General features: G+C 44.7%; 15 protein-coding genes. 7 read left to right on the forward strand and 8 right to left on the reverse strand.

Annotated elements, in window-relative coordinates:
- Nucleotides 1–111 precede the first annotated feature (111 nt).
- The gene (locus tag R7P80_RS19995; RefSeq protein WP_005457944.1) at nt 112–654 is read left to right on the forward strand and encodes a hydrolase; all 543 of its coding nucleotides are present in this window, start codon (nt 112–114) and stop codon (nt 652–654) included.
- Nucleotides 655–693: 39 nt separating this feature from the next.
- On the opposite strand, the gene R7P80_RS20000 is transcribed toward R7P80_RS19995, so the two are convergent.
- The 3 genes from R7P80_RS20000 to R7P80_RS20010 all read right to left on the reverse strand — a co-directional run bounded on the left by R7P80_RS20000 (nt 694) and on the right by R7P80_RS20010 (nt 3,660).
- The gene (locus R7P80_RS20000) at nt 694–1,590 is read right to left on the reverse strand and encodes a 1-aminocyclopropane-1-carboxylate deaminase/D-cysteine desulfhydrase (RefSeq protein WP_225491877.1); all 897 of its coding nucleotides are present in this window, start codon (nt 1,588–1,590) and stop codon (nt 694–696) included.
- Between the two features lie 109 nt (nt 1,591–1,699).
- Nucleotides 1,700–2,986 carry a sensor histidine kinase gene (locus tag R7P80_RS20005; protein WP_225491866.1) on the reverse strand — a complete coding sequence of 429 codons (1,287 nt, stop codon included), beginning with the start codon at nt 2,984–2,986 and terminating at the stop codon, nt 1,700–1,702.
- Nucleotides 2,983–3,660 carry a response regulator transcription factor gene (locus R7P80_RS20010; protein WP_005389368.1) on the reverse strand — a complete coding sequence of 226 codons (678 nt, stop codon included), beginning with the start codon at nt 3,658–3,660 and terminating at the stop codon, nt 2,983–2,985. The genes R7P80_RS20005 and R7P80_RS20010 overlap by 4 nt, the downstream gene beginning before the upstream one ends.
- 152 nt (nt 3,661–3,812) lie before the next feature.
- Here R7P80_RS20010 and R7P80_RS20015 point away from each other — a divergent pair, with 152 nt between their 5' ends.
- Genes R7P80_RS20015 through R7P80_RS20025 form a run of 3 tightly spaced genes read left to right on the forward strand, consistent with a single transcriptional unit; the run spans nt 3,813 to nt 6,689 of the window.
- Nucleotides 3,813–4,853 (forward strand): glycosyltransferase family 2 protein, encoded by a 1,041-nt coding sequence (locus R7P80_RS20015; protein WP_225491867.1) that lies wholly within the window; start codon nt 3,813–3,815, stop codon nt 4,851–4,853.
- A gap of 2 nt (nt 4,854–4,855) precedes the next feature.
- The gene (locus tag R7P80_RS20020; protein WP_225491868.1) at nt 4,856–6,262 is read left to right on the forward strand and encodes an ArnT family glycosyltransferase; all 1,407 of its coding nucleotides are present in this window, start codon (nt 4,856–4,858) and stop codon (nt 6,260–6,262) included.
- 4 nt (nt 6,263–6,266) lie between these two features.
- Nucleotides 6,267–6,689 (forward strand): GtrA family protein, encoded by a 423-nt coding sequence (locus tag R7P80_RS20025; protein WP_132936817.1) that lies wholly within the window; start codon nt 6,267–6,269, stop codon nt 6,687–6,689.
- Nucleotides 6,690–6,816: 127 nt separating this feature from the next.
- Here R7P80_RS20025 and R7P80_RS20030 read toward each other — a convergent pair whose 3' ends face one another.
- The 4 genes from R7P80_RS20030 to R7P80_RS20045 all read right to left on the reverse strand — a co-directional run bounded on the left by R7P80_RS20030 (nt 6,817) and on the right by R7P80_RS20045 (nt 14,818).
- Complete coding sequence (locus R7P80_RS20030) at nt 6,817–7,761, reverse strand: hypothetical protein (protein ID WP_206953372.1); 945 nt, start codon at nt 7,759–7,761, stop codon at nt 6,817–6,819.
- A 3-nt stretch (nt 7,762–7,764) separates the two neighbouring features.
- Complete coding sequence (locus R7P80_RS20035) at nt 7,765–8,712, reverse strand: hypothetical protein (protein ID WP_138940436.1); 948 nt, start codon at nt 8,710–8,712, stop codon at nt 7,765–7,767.
- A 3-nt stretch (nt 8,713–8,715) separates the two neighbouring features.
- Nucleotides 8,716–12,222, reverse strand: coding sequence for a T6SS effector BTH_I2691 family protein (locus R7P80_RS20040; protein ID WP_206970719.1), 3,507 nt, complete (start codon nt 12,220–12,222; stop codon nt 8,716–8,718).
- A 262-nt stretch (nt 12,223–12,484) separates the two neighbouring features.
- Nucleotides 12,485–14,818 carry a YgiQ family radical SAM protein gene (locus tag R7P80_RS20045; protein WP_064368606.1) on the reverse strand — a complete coding sequence of 778 codons (2,334 nt, stop codon included), beginning with the start codon at nt 14,816–14,818 and terminating at the stop codon, nt 12,485–12,487.
- Nucleotides 14,819–15,243: 425 nt separating this feature from the next.
- Between R7P80_RS20045 and R7P80_RS20050 the strand changes: the two genes are divergently transcribed.
- The 3 genes from R7P80_RS20050 (at nt 15,244) to R7P80_RS20060 (ending at nt 18,850) form a co-directional block, all read left to right on the forward strand.
- Complete coding sequence (locus R7P80_RS20050) at nt 15,244–17,700, forward strand: EAL domain-containing protein (RefSeq protein ID WP_225491869.1); 2,457 nt, start codon at nt 15,244–15,246, stop codon at nt 17,698–17,700.
- Nucleotides 17,701–17,786: 86 nt separating this feature from the next.
- Nucleotides 17,787–18,497, forward strand: coding sequence for a hypothetical protein (locus tag R7P80_RS20055; RefSeq protein WP_064354144.1), 711 nt, complete (start codon nt 17,787–17,789; stop codon nt 18,495–18,497).
- A 152-nt stretch (nt 18,498–18,649) separates the two neighbouring features.
- Nucleotides 18,650–18,850 carry a DUF4250 domain-containing protein gene (locus R7P80_RS20060; protein WP_005376762.1) on the forward strand — a complete coding sequence of 67 codons (201 nt, stop codon included), beginning with the start codon at nt 18,650–18,652 and terminating at the stop codon, nt 18,848–18,850.
- 21 nt (nt 18,851–18,871) lie between these two features.
- Here R7P80_RS20060 and metR read toward each other — a convergent pair whose 3' ends face one another.
- Complete coding sequence (gene metR, locus R7P80_RS20065; protein ID WP_065274681.1) at nt 18,872–19,783, reverse strand: HTH-type transcriptional regulator MetR; 912 nt, start codon at nt 19,781–19,783, stop codon at nt 18,872–18,874.
- Between the last annotated feature and the right edge of the window lie 260 nt (nt 19,784–20,043).

A 20,043-nucleotide genomic window follows, 5' to 3' on the forward strand; every position in this document is an offset into this window, starting at 1 on the left:
CGAAGGTCATCTTTCTAGGTTTTATTGCTCTAACATGAAAGGGTTCTGATACATTAACTTTTGCTCAACTTGTTGAGTATGGTTTGTGGTCGCACAAGATAGGAGATGGAAATGTTATCGAAAGGAAACACGGGCCTGATTGTGGTGGATGTTCAGGGCAAACTCGCTACATTAATGCATGAAAGCGACGCACTGATTGAAAATATCACGAAACTGGTAAAGGGCGCCAAAGCACTAGATTTGCCTATTCTGTGGCTAGAACAGAATCCAGAAAGGTTGGGCCCAACCGCGGAGCCGATTCGTGAAGTGCTTGAAAGCACGCATTTACCTATTACCAAGTACACGTTTGATGGTTGCAAAGAGGCGACGTTTAAGGTCGCGGTGGAGAACGCGAAAGTTGATACCTGGTTGGTTTGCGGTATTGAATCCCACATTTGCGTCTATCAAACCGCGGTTTCTCTGCGCCAGTCCGGTTATCGCGTTGAATTAGTCACGGATTGTGTCTCTTCCCGAACCGCTGCCAATAAAGCGCTCGCTCTTGCGAAGTTAACCGCTAACGGTGTGGTGCTCACTGGGTTAGAAATGTGCTTGTATGAAATGGTCGAAGATTGCCGAGCACCTGAATTCAAAGAAATTCTGGCGCTCATCAAATAGTGGAATCACTGTAATCAGCAACAACTTTATTTGAACACGCTATTCAAATTCTCGTTGATATCTTGGCAACATCGACTCGTTGCCAAGTAACCCGCCTTGGTGAATATAAATCACCGTTTTATCTGTGTTCTCTTCCAACCAAGGGGTGAGGCATTGCCACATATACGGGTCGTATAACAGGTCAAATTCGAGGTCGGTTTGCTCAAAGAGTGCTTTCCATGTGATGTAATCTTCTTCGTACAAGCGACCAAAATGGTGTTTGTTGCGCACGGTTAAAATGGTTGGGTGGCTGTTTTCACCGAGCTGGTTGAACTGCTCAGTTAAGTAATCTGCATCGCCTACGCAAGGGCAAGTTAGCACTTCTATGCCGTGTGGGCTTAAATGTTTATGAAGATATAAAGCGGTCGTGCCAGTGCCTGATGGCAGGGCGACGGTAAACTGTTCTTTACCTCTCAATCGCGTCCAATCAAGAATTTCTCGTGCTAACTGTTTGATGCCAGCTTCAGCGAGGTGGGAACGTCCACCCTCTGGAATAAGCAATGTCGACTCATCTAATCTTTGTACCTGGTGGACGTATTCACTAGGGTGGAGTTCGCTACCGATGTCTTGCATGGCGGTGATTTTCATACCTAAATCGAGAGCGCCGCGATAGTTTCCGATGGGGGAGCTTTTTAGCCAAGATGGAATGTGATGAACATAAAACTCAAATGCCCAACCTTTAATCTGGGCGAGAGCCGCTAGCGAGTACATGGCATTAGATTGAGCGGAGCCAAAGCTTATTAACGTGGTGATGTCGGGATTTTGCTCTTCCATTAACGTCATAAACTTACGTGCTTTGTTCCCAGAAAAGTGGGAGTGGAGCATGTCGTCACGTTTAAGGAAAAATTTGCGCCCATTAAAGCTATGTTGGGTGATAGGACTTTCTGAGAGTTTCATGTCGATGCTGACGGAATAAACCGTGTCACCTTTGCCATTTATAAAGGGCGCGTAGTGTAACGCCATTAAACCCAGATAAAAAGTCTGGGTTTCAGGACTTCCATTTCGGTTATTCCTGATGTTCTGTTGCGAGGTCAATCACCGCCTCACAACCACCTTCTGGATGTGTACCAATCTTAAATTGCCAGCCATAGCGTTGGCACAAATCATCCACAATCATCAAACCTAATCCGTGCCCATCAGAATGTGGAATGGTCGAAAAGCCTTCGCCTTCATCACGCACCGAGATGGTGTTCTCATCCATATTGATATGAATTGATCCCGATGGTGTCGCGGCGATGCCGTTGCGAATCAGGTTGCCAAGAATAATGGTCAACACGGCATTGGTTGCGCGCGTTCTTGGGTTGCCGTCGATCTGTACATCAAAGCTGAGTGCTTTCTCATCCGCCTGAGCTTGGCTTTGGAAGATGATTTGGTTGAGTTCTTCTTCGGTGATGCTGCGTACTGGTGAATCATCTGTATTACGCTCGTAACGAACTAAGCCGAGTAGGGCATCCACCATGGTCGACATCTGCTGCGTTGCATCTTGAATTCGGTTCACTTGGCGTGTCTGAAAATCCGTGTTCGCACTTCTCGCCAGTAGGCTGCTTGAGCCTTTCATTACGGTTAACGGCGTACGCAGTTCATGGCTTGCGTATCGTGCAAAGGCTTGCTCACGCTTAATTACTTGATTGATTTTATGGCGGTACTCATTCAACTCATCCGCAAGAGTTTGGAACTCTTTGGCAGAGCCTTCAGGCACACTAAAAGTTTGCGTGGCATCGCCTTGGTGATGATCGAGTTGGGTTTTAAGCGCATTGACGGGTTCAATTAAGCGCTGTGACAAACGCAGCAGCAGGCTACCAAATAGGAACACCAGCACGGCGACAATGGACAGCACCATAGCGACGACGAGAATGAATTCCTCTGAGGTGATCTCGATTTCATCAATCAAGGAAACCAGAATCACAGGATGTTCAACACCTTTGTAGGTGTAAGTGCTCATGTAAACCATGCGCGAGTATTCACCGTCTTCTACTTCATCGAGAAAGTGCTTTTGACCAATCAGGTATTTTTGGTAGCGCTCGGCAACCAGTGAGATGTCGTTGTAAGCGGTGGTGAGCAGATCAAGCTGAATACTTCCTTGCTCTGGGTGGGACTGGAAATGTTCAATCGCTTCTTTTTTGTCGACCATAATACGACGCTCGCCCACGCGGTCTTCAGACCAAAGCAGGGAGCCGGTAATCAACAAAAAGCAGAAGATGCCAATCACGACCGACACAAAAGAGAAAAACAGAGCGAGTCGCCCTGTCATACTTTGTGTGCTTTGCGTGCTAGCAAGTAAGCGATTGATCATGCACCAGTCTCCAAGCGGAAGCCAACTTTCGGTACGGTGATAAGCACATGCTGTTCAAATGGCTTATCAAGTTGGTTGCGAAGTTGGTAAATGTGGCTGCGCAGAACGTCGTTGTTCGGCTCGTTCTCTTGCCAAAGTTGGAAGGCGATTTCTTCACGTGTTACTACGTCTGGCGCGCTTTTCACAAGCATTTCCAGAATGGTGTAAGTGGTGGGGTTTAGCGCCAGCAGTTTATCTTGGCGGTAAGCTTTACGCGTTTTTTGGTCGATAGAGACTTCGCCGTATTCCAACTTACTCGACGCGACAGTACCACGGTAACGTCGGATCAGCGCCATCATACGCGCTTCTAGAATATCCAAGTCGAAAGGTTTGGTCAGATAGTCATCCGCACCGTGTTGGAAGCCTTTGAGCATATCGTCACGGCTATCAAGTGCAGTCAGCATAAGCACTGGTGTGTTGTTGCCCGCGTCGCGAAGTTTATTACACATGGTCAGGCCATCCATGCGTGGCAGCATGAGGTCGAGCAAGATGATATCGAAGGTGTTTTCCATCGCCAGCTTCAAGCCGAGCTCGCCGTTGTCTGCATAATCGAGTTCCATACCTGCACACTCAAAATAATCGAACAGCATGCCTGCGATTTCTCGATTATCTTCGACTAAAAGTACGCGTTTCATGTATTTCTCTCCAAGTGGGCAGGTGTTCGAAAATAACATTTCGTATTAACCGAACATTATTCACTAAGGACGTGAAAAAGATGTCAATAACATCTCTTTCACGTTGATGTTTGTAGACTGGATTTATTCATCGGATTTAGTGGAAGAGTAGCATGTCAACCTTCAACATTCACGCTGCAACCTTTTCAAAGGTGAGCCAACACACTGAGCCTAAAACAGTTTTGTCTGTTGTGGTGCCATTCTTTAACGAGCAAGAAGTCTTGCTAGAATTTCATCGTCGTTTAGCCGCCGTTTTGGATGAAATGCCTGAACATTGCGAAATCGTCTATGTCGACGACGGTAGCAAAGATGACAGCCTAATGATCGCGCAAAACTTTTCTCAATCTTCTAGCGATGTTCGTTGTATTGCATTAAGCCGTAACTTTGGCAAAGAGTCCGCCATGAGTGCGGGTCTGGAACACTGTCAAGGTGAAGCGGTGATCGTGATTGATGCTGACTTGCAAGACCCGCCGGAGTTGATCCCGCAAATGGTATCAAAATGGCGTGAAGGGTATGACATAGTGAACATGCAGCGCAGCGAACGCCACGGCGAAACTTGGTTCAAACGCTTCTCGGCCGCTTGCTTTTACAAAGTGCTTAACAGCATGACGAAATTGGATGTGCCTGAGAACGTTGGCGATTTCCGTCTACTGAGCGCAAAAGTGGTTAAACACATCAATGCGTTGCCAGAGCGTAACCGATACATGAAAGGCATTTTCTCTTGGCCGGGTTTCAAGCAAGTGACGGTTCAGTTTGAGCGCGACGCTCGTTTCTGTGGTGAAACCAAATGGAACTACCTCAAGCTGATTGGCCTTGCAATGGACGGTATTACCTCGTTTTCCATTCGCCCCTTGCGCTTAGCGACACTTGCTGGTGCGTTAGTGGCGTTCAGTGCCTTTATCTATGGCGCATTCATTGTGATGAAAACTGTTGTATTTGGTGAGCCTGTCACTGGTTACCCATCCATGATGGTCGTCCAACTTGCATTGGGCGGTGTGCAACTGCTGTCGATTGGCCTTTTGGGTGAATACATTGGCCGCATTTTTGTCGAGACCAAGCAACGTCCTCTTTATCTTGTTCAGTCTGTTTACGAGCAGCCTGCAAAACATCAATCCATCCAAACCATGAAGTTTAAACTGGGAGAAACCGCGTAATCATGAGTATTAATAAAACCCATCTGTGGTTGTTGTTGGCGTTTGCTCTTTTACTCCGTCTTATTTCACTTGCCGCTTACCCTTTGATGGACACCACAGAAGCCCGCTACGGCGAAATGGCGCGCTTAATGGTGGAAACCGGCAATTGGCTTACCCCACAGTTTGATTACGGCGTGCCTTTTTGGGGGAAGCCCCCCCTGTTCACTTGGATGAGTGCTTATGGCATTGAGCTGTTTGGATTGAATGAATTTGCAGTGCGCGCACCTCATTGGTTGGCGGGGGTTGCGACAATTGTTTTTGTTGCTTTCATGGCGCATCGCGCAGGCTTTAATGCTGTCATCGCAGCGTTGGTATTGGCGACGTGTGGCATCTTTTCAATCGCGGCGGGCGCGGTGATGACAGACATGGCACTGACGTTGGCAATGACCATGGCGATGGTCGGTTTTTACTATTGCTGGCTTGGTAAAGACAAACACAGCCGATTGTGGGGTTACCTCGGTTTCTTTGGCTTGGCTTGCGGGCTGTTAGCAAAAGGTCCAGTGGCGATCGTGATCATGGGCATCGCAGTATTTCCTTGGCTCGTGATTCAGCATGGTTTCTTTGGTGCCTTCAAAGCCTTGTGGCAGCGTTTTCCAATTGTGTCGGGGTTGGCGCTCATGCTGGCGATTGCTCTACCGTGGTACATCATGGCTGAAATGGCGACGCCTGGATTTATTGATTACTTCATTGTTGGCGAGCACTTTAAGCGTTTTGTTGTCAGCGGTTGGGAAGGGGACCTGTATGGCTCTGCTCATGATCAACCACGTGGGATGATCTGGGTATTCTGGCTGCAATCGGCTGCGCCTTGGTCAATTGTATTGCCTATCTTGGCGTGGAAACGTCGTAAGGTGCTCAAAGCCATTGAAACTGATCATCAAGGTTTATTTAGCTTCCTGATGTGTTGGCTGATTTCCCCAATGATCTTGTTCACCATGGCTGGGAATATTTTGCCTGCTTACGTGCTACCGGGTGTGCCTGCATTGGGTATCTTGATTGCGATGCTGGTGGATAAACACGATTTCAAATGGCTGACCGGAACGGCAGCGGTGTTGCCAGCGCTGCTTATGATTGCGATGTTGGTTTTGAATATGGGCAAAGCAGATAGCCGCAGCGACCGCATCATCTTCGCGCAAATTAATGACAACGCTCCAGTCTTCTACATTGGTAAGCGCCCGTTCTCAGGCCAGTTCTATAGTCATGGTCAGGCGAAAAAGCTTGAAGATAAGAATGACTTAAACAATCTGAAGAAATTCCACCTGATTGGTAAATCGCAGCAAGTGGATAGCATGATTCATGAAAATGCGTTGAGTTGTACCAACGAGTTCACAGCAAAACCGAAACGCTCACTCTACACCTGTGTGGTTGGGTAACGGAATGTGCAAATTACCAAGATTTGCTTCTTTAGAAAGGTTTGCTTCGTTAACAAGGTTTGCTCTGGTAGGTGGTGTCGGCTTTATGGTCGACACTCTTATCTTTTCTGTGTTGTTCCATTGGTTTGGTCTGGAGTTGATGCTGGCTCGTGGGATAGCATTTTTGTTTGCAGCAACCACGACTTGGCTTGGCAATCGCTGGCTGACTTTCTCTCAAGCAGAAAAACCCAACCCTTTCGCTCAATGGCAAAAATTTATGGCGAGTGCCTGTATCAGTGCTTTGCCGAATTTTATTGTGTTCAAAGGCGTAACGCTCGCGCTTGGAACGCAAGGAGTGATGGTCTATTTGGCTTTGATCTTAGGCATATTGGCAGGCATGGTGAGTAACTATTTACTCAGTGCAAAATGGGTGTTTAGTAGAGGATAGAAAGGTTCGGGCTTACTCTCCTATCCTCGAGTTAAAAATTCGTTATTTGAACCAATTTTTCTTTTTGTACATCAGAGTAAACCTAAAGCTTTTCATGGGGGATGTAAAAAGGTAAATAAGCCAAGGTTTATACCTTGGCTGCCGTTAGTTCAGATTTTGATTGTTCGATTTCAGATTCCGTTTGCCACTTGCCGTTGTAAAGGTATTCACGCTCAGGAAGTGGGGCATTTGACGCCCTTAAATCAAATACCTCTTCGGTTTGATATTCTCTACTACAAACTGGAATACTAAAGAGCCTTGATTCTGGCTTTGCTTCAAACAGCTTTTTATGATCATCGACCTCTTTACAATCCAGTTTGTAGACCTCTGACAGTTGTGTGACCATGGATTCTAAATCCGCTTCAGTTTTAAAGAAAACATAACAATCTGATCTATCTTGTGAGCGAAAGATAGTCTTATGAGCAGTATCTCGATATCTGCATATGTCATGCTTAAAATAGAACTGGATCACTTTCCTTTTTTTATTGTAGTCCGCAAACAGCCAATCCTCACGCTCTCCGATTCTCACTTCTGTTGGTTCATCTGGTTGGCGTTTAAGCATTTTAAAGGAGACTAATATAAAAGCACCTGCACCTACTAACGCCATCGGGCCAACCATCGCTACCATCACCACACATACCACTGCACCTATCCAGCCAACGGCTTGCGTGGCGGTATTCACCCACTTAGGCATGTTGCGACGTTTCTTCATCACAAAGCCTTTGTCAGAAAAAATATAGTCATAGCGATAGTCGAGGCCAATCGTAAGGTAAAAGGCACCAGACACCATCACCGATAAAATAAAAGAAAAAATAGTTACGCCAACCGTGTCACTCGTGTGTATAAACAAAGTTAATAGGAATGGGGCGATCACAAAGGGAAGCGCAAAAAGTTTAAAGTAATAGCGAAATGGTTCCTCTACATCATACTTGTGCCATGTTCTGACATTATCGCCTGCGAGTATTTCTTGCTCTTGCGCTTCTTGATAAACTGCTAATTCTTCTGGGGTGACGTAAAATGGTGAATATGCCAAGGGTTACTCCTTGGTTGTATTCAGTTCTGCTTTGCGCTGGTCGATTTCCGCTTCGCTTAGCCATAAGTCACCACGCAAGTATTTTAGTTCGGGTAATGTGGCATTCTTATTTCTCAGGCTATCTACTTCGCTTAGTAGATATTTAGTTCCTCTTACTGGAACATCTTGAAGTTTTTCGTACATTAGGTCTGTATTGAAAAGCTGTTTAATATTGTTTTCTTCAGAGCATTCGATGTTCCACTTGTTAACTAACAACTTCAACAAGTAATTCACTTCTGATTCAGTTTTGCAAAATATATAACTTCGACCACGAGTTTGGTTTCGACTGACTTCTTTATGCTCAATGTCAAAGAAATAGCAGTCGTCAAATTTGTGATAAATCACAATGAGTTTTCGCTGTTTGTTGTATTGAGCAAACAATGAATCTTTGCGAAGCCCCACTCGTACTTCAGTTTCTTCTTCAGGTTGGCGCTTCAGCATGCGAAATGAAACTAAAATAAATCCACCAGCACCGACTAGAGCCATTGGTCCTACTGCGATTACCATAAATACGCAGACTACTGCTCCAAACCAACCCATCACTTGCGCTGCTGAGTTCACCCAAGTAGGGAGATCACGTCTCTTTCTCAAGACCATGCCTTGCTCGGATATGGTGTAGTCATAACGATTGTCTAAACCAAATGTAAGATAAGAAACACCGGACATGATTATCGTTAAGCCTGATAATATGTAGGTCAAGAGCATCTGACTACTATCGTGGAGAAAGTAGGTCAGGAAAAATAACGGGCTGACTGCGGCTATAGCAATTGATAAGTATAAGTATCGAAAAGGCTCTTCAATATCGTGCTTGTGCCAGGTTGTGAGCTCTTTCCCTTTTAGAATTTGTTGCTCTTGTTCTTCTTGATAAGCCGAAAACTCGTCTGGCGTGATGTAAAAAGGTAAATAAGCCAAGGGTTACTCCTGTAAGCTAAGTTCACTAGTATCTGAAGTTAATGAACTTCTGATCGTTGCTTGTTTAGTATTGTCTGAAATCGCCGTATAAGTTGCACGCTGTTTTGCATTATTTTGGAACCAGTACTTACGGCTTAATTCGTTTTCATCATCGAGGATGTATTCTATCTCAAATGCTAGATAGTCAGCTGAGTCTTTCATAGGTAAACTCAATTTATACACGCTTTGAGAGTTTGCGGAGTTCATCGGGCTATTCAAGGTTTCTAGATCTACTCCGGTGTACCAAGTTCCTGATATCAATTCTCCCTTAGTTACAGAAGTATTTGTCCGAAGTTTAATTCCATCTCTTGCTATTTTGGTAGGAACTTGGATATGCAACTCAATACCAAACAGCTCCTGCATTGCTGATGGGTATTGCGTTGATGAATTGGGAACAACCCGCATCATTGGCACTTGGTAGATTGATGGTTTATCTATGATGGTTTGTAAATCAAATAGTGCCTTTTGTACTAATGAAGAGTTGTGTTTTTCTCGTTCTAACAGATCTGGAGACTGACTCCATTGTGCTCTGGCGGAATTATATCCCCACGGTAATTTATCTAACCATTTTTGAAAATCGTCTTGTTTGAACTTGCTCATTACATAGTTGCTCAAAAGGTAAATTGCAGTTAGCCCCATAATGACAAACATGATTGGCCCACCGAAAAGAACGTTTGCTGACCATACGCCAGTTATTCCTCCTACAGCTTGAAAGGTCCCTACTGCTGTAAGTCCAACTAAAGAAGAAAAGTTGAAGTATCCCGCAATTTTTGCAGTGCCATTCAAACTATCAAGTTGTTGTAACGACCGGTAAGCTTCTATCCCTGAAGCTAAAGCACCTATTATTCCTGTTACCGCAAGCCATTTGTTGAAAATTTTAAGATCACTCAAAGAAGAAATAGGTATTGTGGTATCACGTTTCGCCATTTCTTTTAGGGCAGATAAAGAACGTGCTCGTAGCGTTTTATCTACTCTTACGTTGTCCCAAAGTTTACCGGTGCGAATACCCGTCCAAGCGTTGACTGTATAAAAAAGCTTTTGTTGGATATCCAAAAATTCATCTGAGGACATTAATCCAGTGTCTTGGATACTGCTCATGGCATCACCAAGCGCGATGCAGTTAAATACTAATGCCAGAAAGCCTAGACCACCGGCATTCTCGAACAGTTTATTCAAATCATTGAGCTTATTCATCACGATCCGCGTTCTAAGCTCGATGGTTCTTTGAGGTAGATCATCAGGTAACTCAATGTACTGCGGGTACTCCAATGTAGCTACAGCGAGAGCCTTCTTAATAGTCTTTTTATTTTTTAAAGCTGTTGTGTATTTAGAGTCAGCTTTGCGGTTATTTTTCTGGAAGTCAGCAATGATTGCATCGTTTTTTTCGAGCTTAATCAGATAATCACTTACGCGTGTTTTCCATTTTTTAAAATCGTGAGCGTAACCTTCTTTTATTGTTACGGGCATATTGTGTGCCATATGTTCTGCAATAACGGCAAATAAATAATAGCTATGACGGTTCAGAGGTTTAGCGAAAACAGGCATCAGCGAAATTGATACTTGTGAGGTCATGCTAACACCAAACTCTACAACGCCTTTTGCAAGCGCACCTATTGCAGATTTAAAAATAATATCCAGCTCTTGGAAACCTTTGGCGATATCTTTGAGAAAGGCTGTTTCCGCAGTGTTTGGGTTGGAAACAAAGTCCATGATCTTAGAGTACATATTCACGCGGTTGCTGGTATCAGATATCTGGTCCATCAACTGATTATCAGGTTCAGGATTGTCTGAGACGATCGACTGTTCATTCTGCGCCTCAGTAATATTCTTCTCCATCACTTTAAATAAACTACGACTAAACCCAGAGGCATAGAGAGCTAGTAAACTGGTTGGTTTCTCCCATTGGCTTTCTGCCCATTGGCGGTCTTCTTCTTGCATCACCAAAGTAAATGACTCAACCGCTTGCTTGTGCAGTTGATACAAGCTGTACTGCGTGTCTTCGCTGTATAGGTCGAAGGTTCTCTCAAGATGATGAGGTGTTAAGGACTCCATTACTGCGATAAAGTCGCGTTTGACCGAAACCACTTGGGCTAGCATGGTTTCTTTTTGTTCTGACAGCTCTTGCATCTCGCTCAGCATTTGCTTCCAGTTGAGCTGCTGACGCCAGCGTTCAGTCGCTATCCATTGTTCGTATTTACCAAAACGGCTCGCAGAAATTCGATATTTGTCCTGTATCGCTTTAGCAATGTCACTTTGGGTATGTTGGTGTGATTCAATCGCTCCAGCGGAAAATTTAGCAGGATAGCCGGACTGAACTGAGCTTTTGTTCTGCTCTGCCAAATCAAGTTGGTGAGAAGAGTCATAATAGTCAGCCATGTCGGTATAAAACGACAGCTCTTCGCCGTTACGCTTAACGCTAGCTGGCATGTCTATCTCGTCACTTGCACCAAACATACACAGTTGCATGGCGGTCTGCATCAAGTTCCACTGGTTTGAAAACTGGTCAGTGAAAAGGCGGTAAGGGCTTGCGGCACCAACAAAATGCAGTGACATATCTTGAATGTCTGCGGCGTAATCTTTTATCGCGACGAAGTAGCCTGATTCTTCTTCTGGAATCGCAGAGGTTAAATCGCTTTTGACTGCGACAGGTTTAAAGACAGAACCATCTTCATCTGCTTTGGTGGCGATGCCAGAATCCGCAAAGCGACCATCATCGACGGCAGAAGATTCAATATCAGCGACTTGGGTTAACTTATCTATTGGTGCAATGTTGTGCTGATTCTCGTTTGAGGACAGAACAATGGTTTGCATGCGATCGATATGATTACTCGGATTGTTAAGTACGCGCATGAACGTGTGCCATGTCCACCGGTGCTCAGAGAAGCAAATCGATAGTACGCTTCCGTTGATGTAAGTAAGGAAGGGTTTTGCATCTTGTGGTGTCCCACGCTGCTCTGATTTTGGGCTTTCTGATTCTCCCAACTTATAGAGCGTGAATTGCGTTCCTTTGATTTCGTATTCGTCTAAGCTTTTGTTGATTGCATCATAGACATACAGCCAACCGTCGCGCAGTTGACGCAGGGTGTAACCAACGGTATTGAGTTTGGCTGGGCCTTGGCCTTTCCATTCTTCAGGCAAACCAAAAGGTTGTGTCTCTTCTGTTTCTAGCTGATCGATGGCATAGCGGACTGGGATAAAGTGCGCAGGTGATGCTTCCGTTGCTTCTTTCTCAGTTTTTAAATTGAGAGGTTCTGGTTCAGACGGCGGTGGCGGATCGATTTTTTTTGTTTCTCCCTCCCAAAACATACTGCGCTCTGGGGGGGAGCCAGCAAGATCATCGGATTCCGTGGTTGGAACGATATTCAGCGATTTCAGTGTACCATCGCTTTCAAATGCCTGAACGGCCTCCTCATAGGTATAGCTGTTGTCATACCAGAACATAGAAGTTTTTGGGGGAAGTGGATTATTCATCGTTAGCCCATGTTTAAGAGTTTTACTCTGTTACGCAAATATCGCACCAAAATAAAGTGATTAAAAATCAATGAGTTAGATTTTTATGGTTTTGCGTCAATCAAATAATTGTTTGTTTTTCCAATAAGTTGGTTGGTGTTTACCATTTTTTGTATTGATTGAATCAAAGTTTGAGTTGTGAGTGATGCCTCAATGAGCCGACAAAACAAAAGGGCTCCAGAGTTACCTCTGGAGCCCTTTCTAGTATTTAAGTGCTAAAGAGTTAGCGACGCTTTGGTTTACGTTGACCAGCTGGTTTGCCTTGTCCTTGTGGGCGACCTTGGCCTTGCGGCTTGCTACCTGCAGGGCGGTTTGCACCGTTGCCGCTAGGACGTTGGCCGTTGCTTGCAGGGCGTTGACCACCTGTAGCTTTACCCGAACCGTTACGGTTGCCAGATGGTTTACCATCTTTTGAACCGCCTTCAGAACGTTTGTTCAAATGACCACCGAAGCCTGGTTGGTTTTTGGTATGTTTGGTTGCAAAGCGGTTTGCCCCGTGACGACCAGATTTACGACGTTGCGCTGGTGTTTGTGCTTCAATGTCTTCTGCAGGAACGAGACAGCCTTGTTTGTCACCGATCAAATGTTTTTTACCCATACTGACTAGGGCTTCACGGATCATTGGCCAGTTTGCTGGATCGTGATAACGCAACAGCGCTTTATGCAGGCGACGTTGACGTTCACCTTTTGCTACAGGTACATCTTCACGTTTTTTGTACTTCACGCGTTTCAGAGGGTTTGTCTCTGAGTAGTACATCGACGTTGCGTTACACATTGGCGAAGGGTAGAAGTTTTGTACTTGGTCACATTCGAAGTTGTTCTTTTTCAGCCACAGAGCAAGGTTCAGCATGTCTTCGTCTTCTGTGCCTGGGTGCGCAGAGATAAAATAAGGGATTAAGTACTGCTTCTTGCCTGCTTCTGCACTGTATTTCTCGAACATCTCTTTAAAGCGATCGTACGTACCCATGCCTGGCTTCATCATCAGATCAAGAGGACCTTTCTCAGTATGTTCCGGTGCAATCTTTAAGTAACCGCCTACGTGGTGAGTCACGAGCTCTTTCACGTATTCTGGTGATTCAATCGCAAGGTCGTAACGTACGCCAGATGCAACCATCACTTTCTTCACGCCTTCAACTTTACGCGCTTCGCGGTATAAATCGATCGTGTGTTTGTGGTCTGTGTTTAGCTTGTTACAGATGCCCGGGAATACACAAGAAGGACGACGACAGTTCGCTTCCGCTTTTGGATCTTTACAGCCCAGGCGGTACATGTTTGCAGTCGGGCCACCAAGATCGGAAATTGTGCCGGTAAAGCCCGGAACTTTGTCGCGAATTTCTTCAATCTCGTTGATGATAGACTCTTTCGAACGGTTTTGAATGATTCGACCTTCATGCTCGGTAATCGAACAGAAAGAACAGCCACCAAAGCAACCACGCATGATGTTCACAGACGTCTTGATCATGTCGTACGCAGGAATTTTTGCTTTGCCGTACATAGGATGAGGAACACGCGCGTAAGGCAGGCCAAACACAAAGTCCATCTCTTCGGTCGTCAATGGAATTGGAGCTTGGTTTACCCAAAGTTCACGATCACCATGGCTTTGAAGTAACGCTCGACCAGAGTACGGGTTCGTTTCTAAATGCAGTACACGGCTTGCATGCGCATAAAGAATGCGATCGTTTCTTAGCTTTTCAAACGAAGGTAAACGGACCGCAGTCGTCGCAGCATCGTGGCGTGATGGGCGAATTGTGATTGGTTGTGCAACTGGCTCGTCTTTTTTAGTTTCACACTGAGTTTCTACTTCGTATGGGTTCTTTGGTACGAACGCTTCTTTACGAGGTTTTTCAATGCGAGAAGAATCAATAACCGTGTAGCCTTCTGGCGCCGCTGGCAAGTTCACGGCAGTACCACGAATATTGGTCATGGTGCTGATGTCTTCGCCGTTTGCGATGCGATGTGCTACTTCGACAAGTGCGCGCTCTGCGTTACCAAAAAGTAGGATGTCTGCTTTTGCATCAAACAGTACAGAACGGCGAACTTTATCTGACCAGTAATCGTAGTGTGCCACACGGCGTAGGCTAGCTTCGATACCACCTAAAACAATAGGTACTTCTTTGTATGCCTCACGACAACGTTGAGAGTAAACCAACGTTGCTCGGTCTGGGCGTTTACCACCTTCGTTATTCGGTGTGTACGCGTCATCGTGACGAAGCTTTTTATCCGCGGTGTAACGGTTGATCATGGAGTCCATGTTACCCGCAGTGATCCCGAAGAACAGATTTGGCTTACCAAGTTGCATGAACGCATCTTTATTTTGCCATTCTGGTTGAGCAATGATACCGACACGGAAACCTTGTGCTTCTAGCAGGCGGCCAATGATAGCCATACCAAAGCTTGGGTGATCCACATAAGCGTCACCGGTTACAATGATAATGTCACAGCTATCCCATCCTAGGGCATCCATTTCTTTGCGACTGGTCGGCAAGAAAGGTGCCGTACCAAAACACTCTGCCCAGTATTTTTTGTACTCATGAATAGGAGTGATGTTATTGGTCATATTTTGCTCTCTGTTCCAGGGAGCGCGAATTATAGCGATTTGATTATCAGGTATCTATAACAAACTCATCTATTCAAGCTTAGTTCATCGAGTTTTATTTGGTTTGTAAAAATATCAATGCTCTATCGGCGATTTTCTGTCTAATTTCACCTTGAAAGCCTCATGGTTATAGATCGGTTCATGAAAAATGTCGCAATCTTAATACAAAGCATAAGCAATGGTGTGCTTATATGGGGTAAAGCCTATAATCAAATTAGTGCATATTAAATGCAAAAGGCTGAGCTGCTCTGGAAATAGTTCTAAGTCGATAGGCTTATCGTTGACACAATCCATCTATAAAGAGGATCGGCAGGTCCCAACTGGAATGTCGCGAATTGACTGTGAATTTTGAGCCTTGGGCTAATTACAAAAAAAGGGGCTAGGGTATGAGTGAATCTACGACAACAGTGCATCCAAAAATGCAAACGACTTCCAGTCTAACTCCTGTTATAGAGTGGTCTTACGATATTGATACTCGCGAGTTCGAATGTGATCAGCAAGGAATGGCAAAGGCATTTGGGATAAGTACGCCAGTAACCAGCCTAAATAACTTGTTTGATCATATGCTGATGGGGCAACAAGAAACGCTAAAACAACGAATTCTAGAAGTGGAACTCTTTGGCGGACGGGGGCGGTTTTCTTGTTGCATGATGCTAAAAAACGTTAACTTAGTGCACGTTACTATTAGTTTTGAAAGGCTCAATAAGCGCATTATCCAAGGCACTATCATTCCGCAATTAACAATCACTGGTTGCGAGGAGTTAGCGAAAATTCTCGAAACGATTTTTGATTTGCCAAATGTAGGCGTTTTAGTTGCCGATGAAGATACGCGCATCTTAGGTTGTAACCGTGCCTTTGAGTTACAAATGGGCTATCAAAACCGAGATCTGGTTGGGCTTAAAACTCATATTTTCAGTACCTCTCACCATAGCCAAGCGTTTTATGATCAGCTGTGGCAGCAAATTAATGATGAAGGATGTTGGTGTGGTAACTTGCTGAGCAAAACAGCAAACGGTAGCAACCAAGCTCATCATCTTTGTATTTACCGACTTACGTTTCATTCTGGACGAATTCTCTATCTCGGATTTTCTACGGATATTTCTGCTTCGTTGTTGTGGATGAAAAATCGTTGTGAACAACAGCATGATTGGGCTGCCTTTTTACCAACGAGGAAAGAATTTGAACTCCAATTAGCGAACTTAGCGAATGAAAGCAGAAATAAAGAACTCAACATTGTTATGACACTCAGACCCAAGTTTTCGGAGAGATACTTGCTTGAACAGCAATTAGGTTTTGCAGATTTTATTATGCGAAGTCGCTACACCAGTATTGCGGAGCAGTTATCTCGGGATGTGTTTGTCGTATGCTTGCAGACCCCTCATTGTCAATGGTTGAGCCCGGTTCGTTTGATCCAAATTGCCATGAAAGGGTTTTTTAATGAGCTTAGAAATGAAATGGGCACAAAAATGCATGCCACTATCGTTAAAGGCCAAACTGGTGTGTCAATCCTTGGCTATGATACGAACCGACCAAGACAAGCGCTAGCACATGCAGCGCAAGCGATGTTGTCCTCTATTTCCGGTGAAGGCAGCTATTTCAACTTTTACGACAGTGAACTTCACTCTGAATTAGTGAAGCGCCAACATCTCGAGGCGTTTTTGGAGGCGCAAATAGAGAGTGGGCTAGTGGACGTTTACTTTCAACCGATTATCGACGTTCAAACCGGAAGAGTGGTTAAGTTCGAGGCTCTCGCACGCTTCTATGATGAAAATGATGCGTATTGTACGCAAAAGATGATCGCTATTATTGAAGATCTAGAACTCATAGCGGCACTTGATGATGTGGTCTGCCAAGCTGCGTTGAAGCACTTTCCGCGCTTACAAGAAATTTATGGCGAGGAAGTGGGCGTGACCATCAATCGCTCCCTCAATACGAAATTGGATTCTCTTCAGATCCTTCAGCGGTCGCATGATTTGATTAAAGCCAGTGGTGTAGACCCTAAGCGAGTAACTATCGAGCTAACAGAAACCGCGTATTTTGAACAAGATGAGGAGCATACTCGAGCTCTAGAGGAAGTGCGGAAAGAGGGCATTGAGATCGCGATTGATGACTTCGGTACTGGGTATTCTTCTTTTTCTTATCTAGAAAAAGGGCAGTTTGATTTACTGAAAATAGACCGAAAATTCATCAAGAACATTCATAAAGGGAGCACCAGCTATAACATTGTGAAAATGGTCACCGAGCTTGCACAGCAAATGAATGTAAAAGTGGTTGCTGAAGGCGTGGAATCTAAGCAAGAACTTCAAGTATTGGCAGAAATCGGTGTCGATTACATGCAGGGCTTTCTATTTTCTGCTGCCGTGCCTGTCGATTTGATGGATAAAGCGGACAGTTATGAGCATCTGTTCTCTGACATCGCGATTGAGCCTAAGCAAAGTGATGTGTTGCAATCTTTGAGCCATGAACAAGTCAGGTCTATGGACCCTGGAGAACCGCTCTCCTTGGCAGTGGAGTACATGAATTTGAATCCAAGCTCGCCTTTAGTTGTTCTCAATGAAAATCGTTGTGTTGGGTTAATTACGAAAGAGACGGTGAATTTACACCTAACACCTTCGATGGGCACAGAGCGAGAAACTGAACGAGAAAGCCGAATTTGGAAACGTCCTGTTAATCAGATAATGAGCACCGAATTTGTGTTGGTTGATGAGGATTTACCTGTCTCTGTTATTCGAGAGTTGGTTAAAACCGGCATTCGTTTCCCTTGGGTATTGTGTAATACCAAAGAAGAGTACCGTGGAGTTTTAACGCAGGAAGACGCGTTGAAGTATCTTGCTTCTCTGTGAATAAAATTGTCTTACCGTTTTAGCTCATTTGGGGGCCGACTTTCGGTGGTTTGGCGATAGTTGATTTGATATTATCGCCCCCCAAAATGACTTTTGAGCGTGCATTCAACATGATTCAACAATTGCTGGTTACTTTCCCTCCGATGCTATTTGGCGCACAAGCGCTACTGACTTTGCTTCTAATCAAGGGCGATATTTGTCCTGGTCAGCGAGGACGTCTTCATAAAATGTTGCCAGCAGTAGCTGTATTGTGGCTCGCTGTTGCGTCACTTCGCATTGAAGCATTTATGATCGTGTTTGCTATTTTCTACTTCTATTCTCAGGTTCAAACCAAGAAAACGCGTGAAAAAGGGCCACTATGGGCGATGCATTTAGCGAATGGTTTGGCCTTTGCGTATGTAAGTATTCAGGTATTTGAGCAATCAAGCTGGCCAGCATCGATAGCGATGGCGCTAATGATATTTTTCCTTGGGGCGTCATTTTCTCAATTGCTACTTACGATAGCTCGCAGCAGATTACAGGCATTTCACCGCATTTTACCAGTTACTGGCATTGTGTCTGGAATGCTATTAGTCATCGCAACGTTGTTTGCTTCTTACCAGTTAAATGAAGCTGCACTGAACGCTGCAACACAGCCAATCTTGCTGTCTTTAGCTATGCTAATTTCTTCAATTATCGTGTGGTGTTGGCATATTTTTACGCATAAGAAACCAGAAAAGGTGCAACTGAGCGTAGCTTTGTTGCTAGCACTCGCGTCGATGACGAGCCTGCAAGGTTTATTCTCTCTCGCGGCTTGACCTCTACTCTAAAGACAAAGTTAGACGGCTTATATCCAAGTGCTTTCTTGATGCTTGGGTATAAGGTGATCACGTTTTAGATCTCACTCACTTTAAATTCGCGTGATTACTACTACGCTTGTTTATATACCTTGTCGAAGAGGAGAGTCGCGATGGATTTAAGCAATGTAGGTAATCTGGACAGCACTATTTTGCTAGGTATCGTCAACGAAAAGCTACGTTTAGAGTGCGACAGTTTTGACGAGTTAGTATCAGTGTATGAGATGGATGTAGAGTCTGTAGTCGGCAAGCTTGATATGCTCGGTTATCAGTACGATCCATTGACTAACCAATTTAAAGCATATCAACGCTAAGCCTTTCATAACCCAAATCTTTTAAGCCACCTTGATTCCGTCAAGGTGGCTTTTACATTGTAGCCTCGCGGTTGCGAAAAAAGCTTGTAAGTAACGCTTTTCTTTCTCTGAGTGACGCGTTGCAGCAAACAAGCGACGCCATAAGCCTTGGCCGAAAGGTTTACTGGTAATAAGACCTTGGCGAGAAAATTCAGAAATCGCCCAATTGGGTAGTGCCGCCACCCCTAATCCAGCAGAGACCATCTGAACTAACATGAGAGTGTTGTCGGCTTGCTTCCATTTCGCAGGTTCTATTCCTGCTGGCTGAAGAAAGTGTTTTACGACGTCTAGCCTTTGTTTTTGAACCGGATAAGAGAGCATGGTTTGATCTGCGAGATCTTGCGGATCAATAATGTCTTTTTCCGCCAATGGGTGGTTGGTTGCGGTAATTAAACGCATTTCAAAGTCGAATAGAGGCTCGTAGTGGACTTCAGATCGAGGTTGGATATCGGAAGTAATAACGAGATCGAGTTCGCCTGCCAATAGAGCTGGGAGTGGTTCAAAGCCAAAACCAGAGGAAAAGTCCAATGTTACGCTAGGCCAAGCAAGTTGGTACTCCCTAAGTGCAGGCATTAGCCATTGGAAGCAAGAGTGACATTCAATGGCCATATGTAATCGGCCATTGACGTCCTCTTTCAAGCTCGCTAAATCATTTTCTGCTCTTGCGAGTTTCGGAAGGATATCTTCTGCAAGACGCAATAGGATTTCTCCCTCTGAAGTGAACTTCACCGGACGAGTCTTTCTCAGGAACAGTTGCCCTCCAATTCGCGCCTCCAAATCTTTGATCTGATGAGACAGTGCCGACTGAGTGAGATGCAAAGCGGTCGCTGTCGCCGTTAGAGAGCCAGTGTCTCGAAGCGAAGTGAGTGTCCGCAAATGTTTTAGCTCTATCATGAATTCCTTTCATCCTTTGTTGCTCGCTATGAACAGAATAGCAATCGTGTAAATAACTTAACGACAAAAAATGGATATGTAAACGTCTAGACGTCTATTTGTTGTTTTTATTTGCGAATCATGTCGCTTCATGATGAATTTTTTTAATAAACAAGTTGAATAAATGGACGTTGTTCTAATATCAGATGAGAGCGATAGTTTAGCCATCCAGACATCTTATTCTTTACCGAGAGATGCTCTGATCCAAACAAATTGAACAA

This window comes from Vibrio sp. 2092 (genome assembly GCF_033339635.1).
In the GTDB taxonomy this organism is placed as follows: domain Bacteria; phylum Pseudomonadota; class Gammaproteobacteria; order Enterobacterales; family Vibrionaceae; genus Vibrio; species Vibrio alginolyticus.

Coding starts and splice junctions, on each gene's coding strand:
- R7P80_RS19995 (WP_005457944.1), top strand. CDS start 112: ATGTTATCGAAAGGAAACACGGGCCTGATTGTGGTGGATGTTCAGGGC.
- R7P80_RS20000 (WP_225491877.1), bottom strand. CDS start 1,590: ATGAAACTCTCAGAAAGTCCTATCACCCAACATAGCTTTAATGGGCGC.
- R7P80_RS20005 (WP_225491866.1), bottom strand. CDS start 2,986: ATGATCAATCGCTTACTTGCTAGCACGCAAAGCACACAAAGTATGACA.
- R7P80_RS20010 (WP_005389368.1), bottom strand. CDS start 3,660: ATGAAACGCGTACTTTTAGTCGAAGATAATCGAGAAATCGCAGGCATG.
- R7P80_RS20015 (WP_225491867.1), top strand. CDS start 3,813: ATGTCAACCTTCAACATTCACGCTGCAACCTTTTCAAAGGTGAGCCAA.
- R7P80_RS20020 (WP_225491868.1), top strand. CDS start 4,856: ATGAGTATTAATAAAACCCATCTGTGGTTGTTGTTGGCGTTTGCTCTT.
- R7P80_RS20025 (WP_132936817.1), top strand. CDS start 6,267: ATGTGCAAATTACCAAGATTTGCTTCTTTAGAAAGGTTTGCTTCGTTA.
- R7P80_RS20040 (WP_206970719.1), bottom strand. CDS start 12,222: ATGAATAATCCACTTCCCCCAAAAACTTCTATGTTCTGGTATGACAAC.
- R7P80_RS20045 (WP_064368606.1), bottom strand. CDS start 14,818: ATGACCAATAACATCACTCCTATTCATGAGTACAAAAAATACTGGGCA.
- R7P80_RS20050 (WP_225491869.1), top strand. CDS start 15,244: ATGAGTGAATCTACGACAACAGTGCATCCAAAAATGCAAACGACTTCC.
- R7P80_RS20055 (WP_064354144.1), top strand. CDS start 17,787: ATGACTTTTGAGCGTGCATTCAACATGATTCAACAATTGCTGGTTACT.
- R7P80_RS20060 (WP_005376762.1), top strand. CDS start 18,650: ATGGATTTAAGCAATGTAGGTAATCTGGACAGCACTATTTTGCTAGGT.
- metR (WP_065274681.1), bottom strand. CDS start 19,783: ATGATAGAGCTAAAACATTTGCGGACACTCACTTCGCTTCGAGACACT.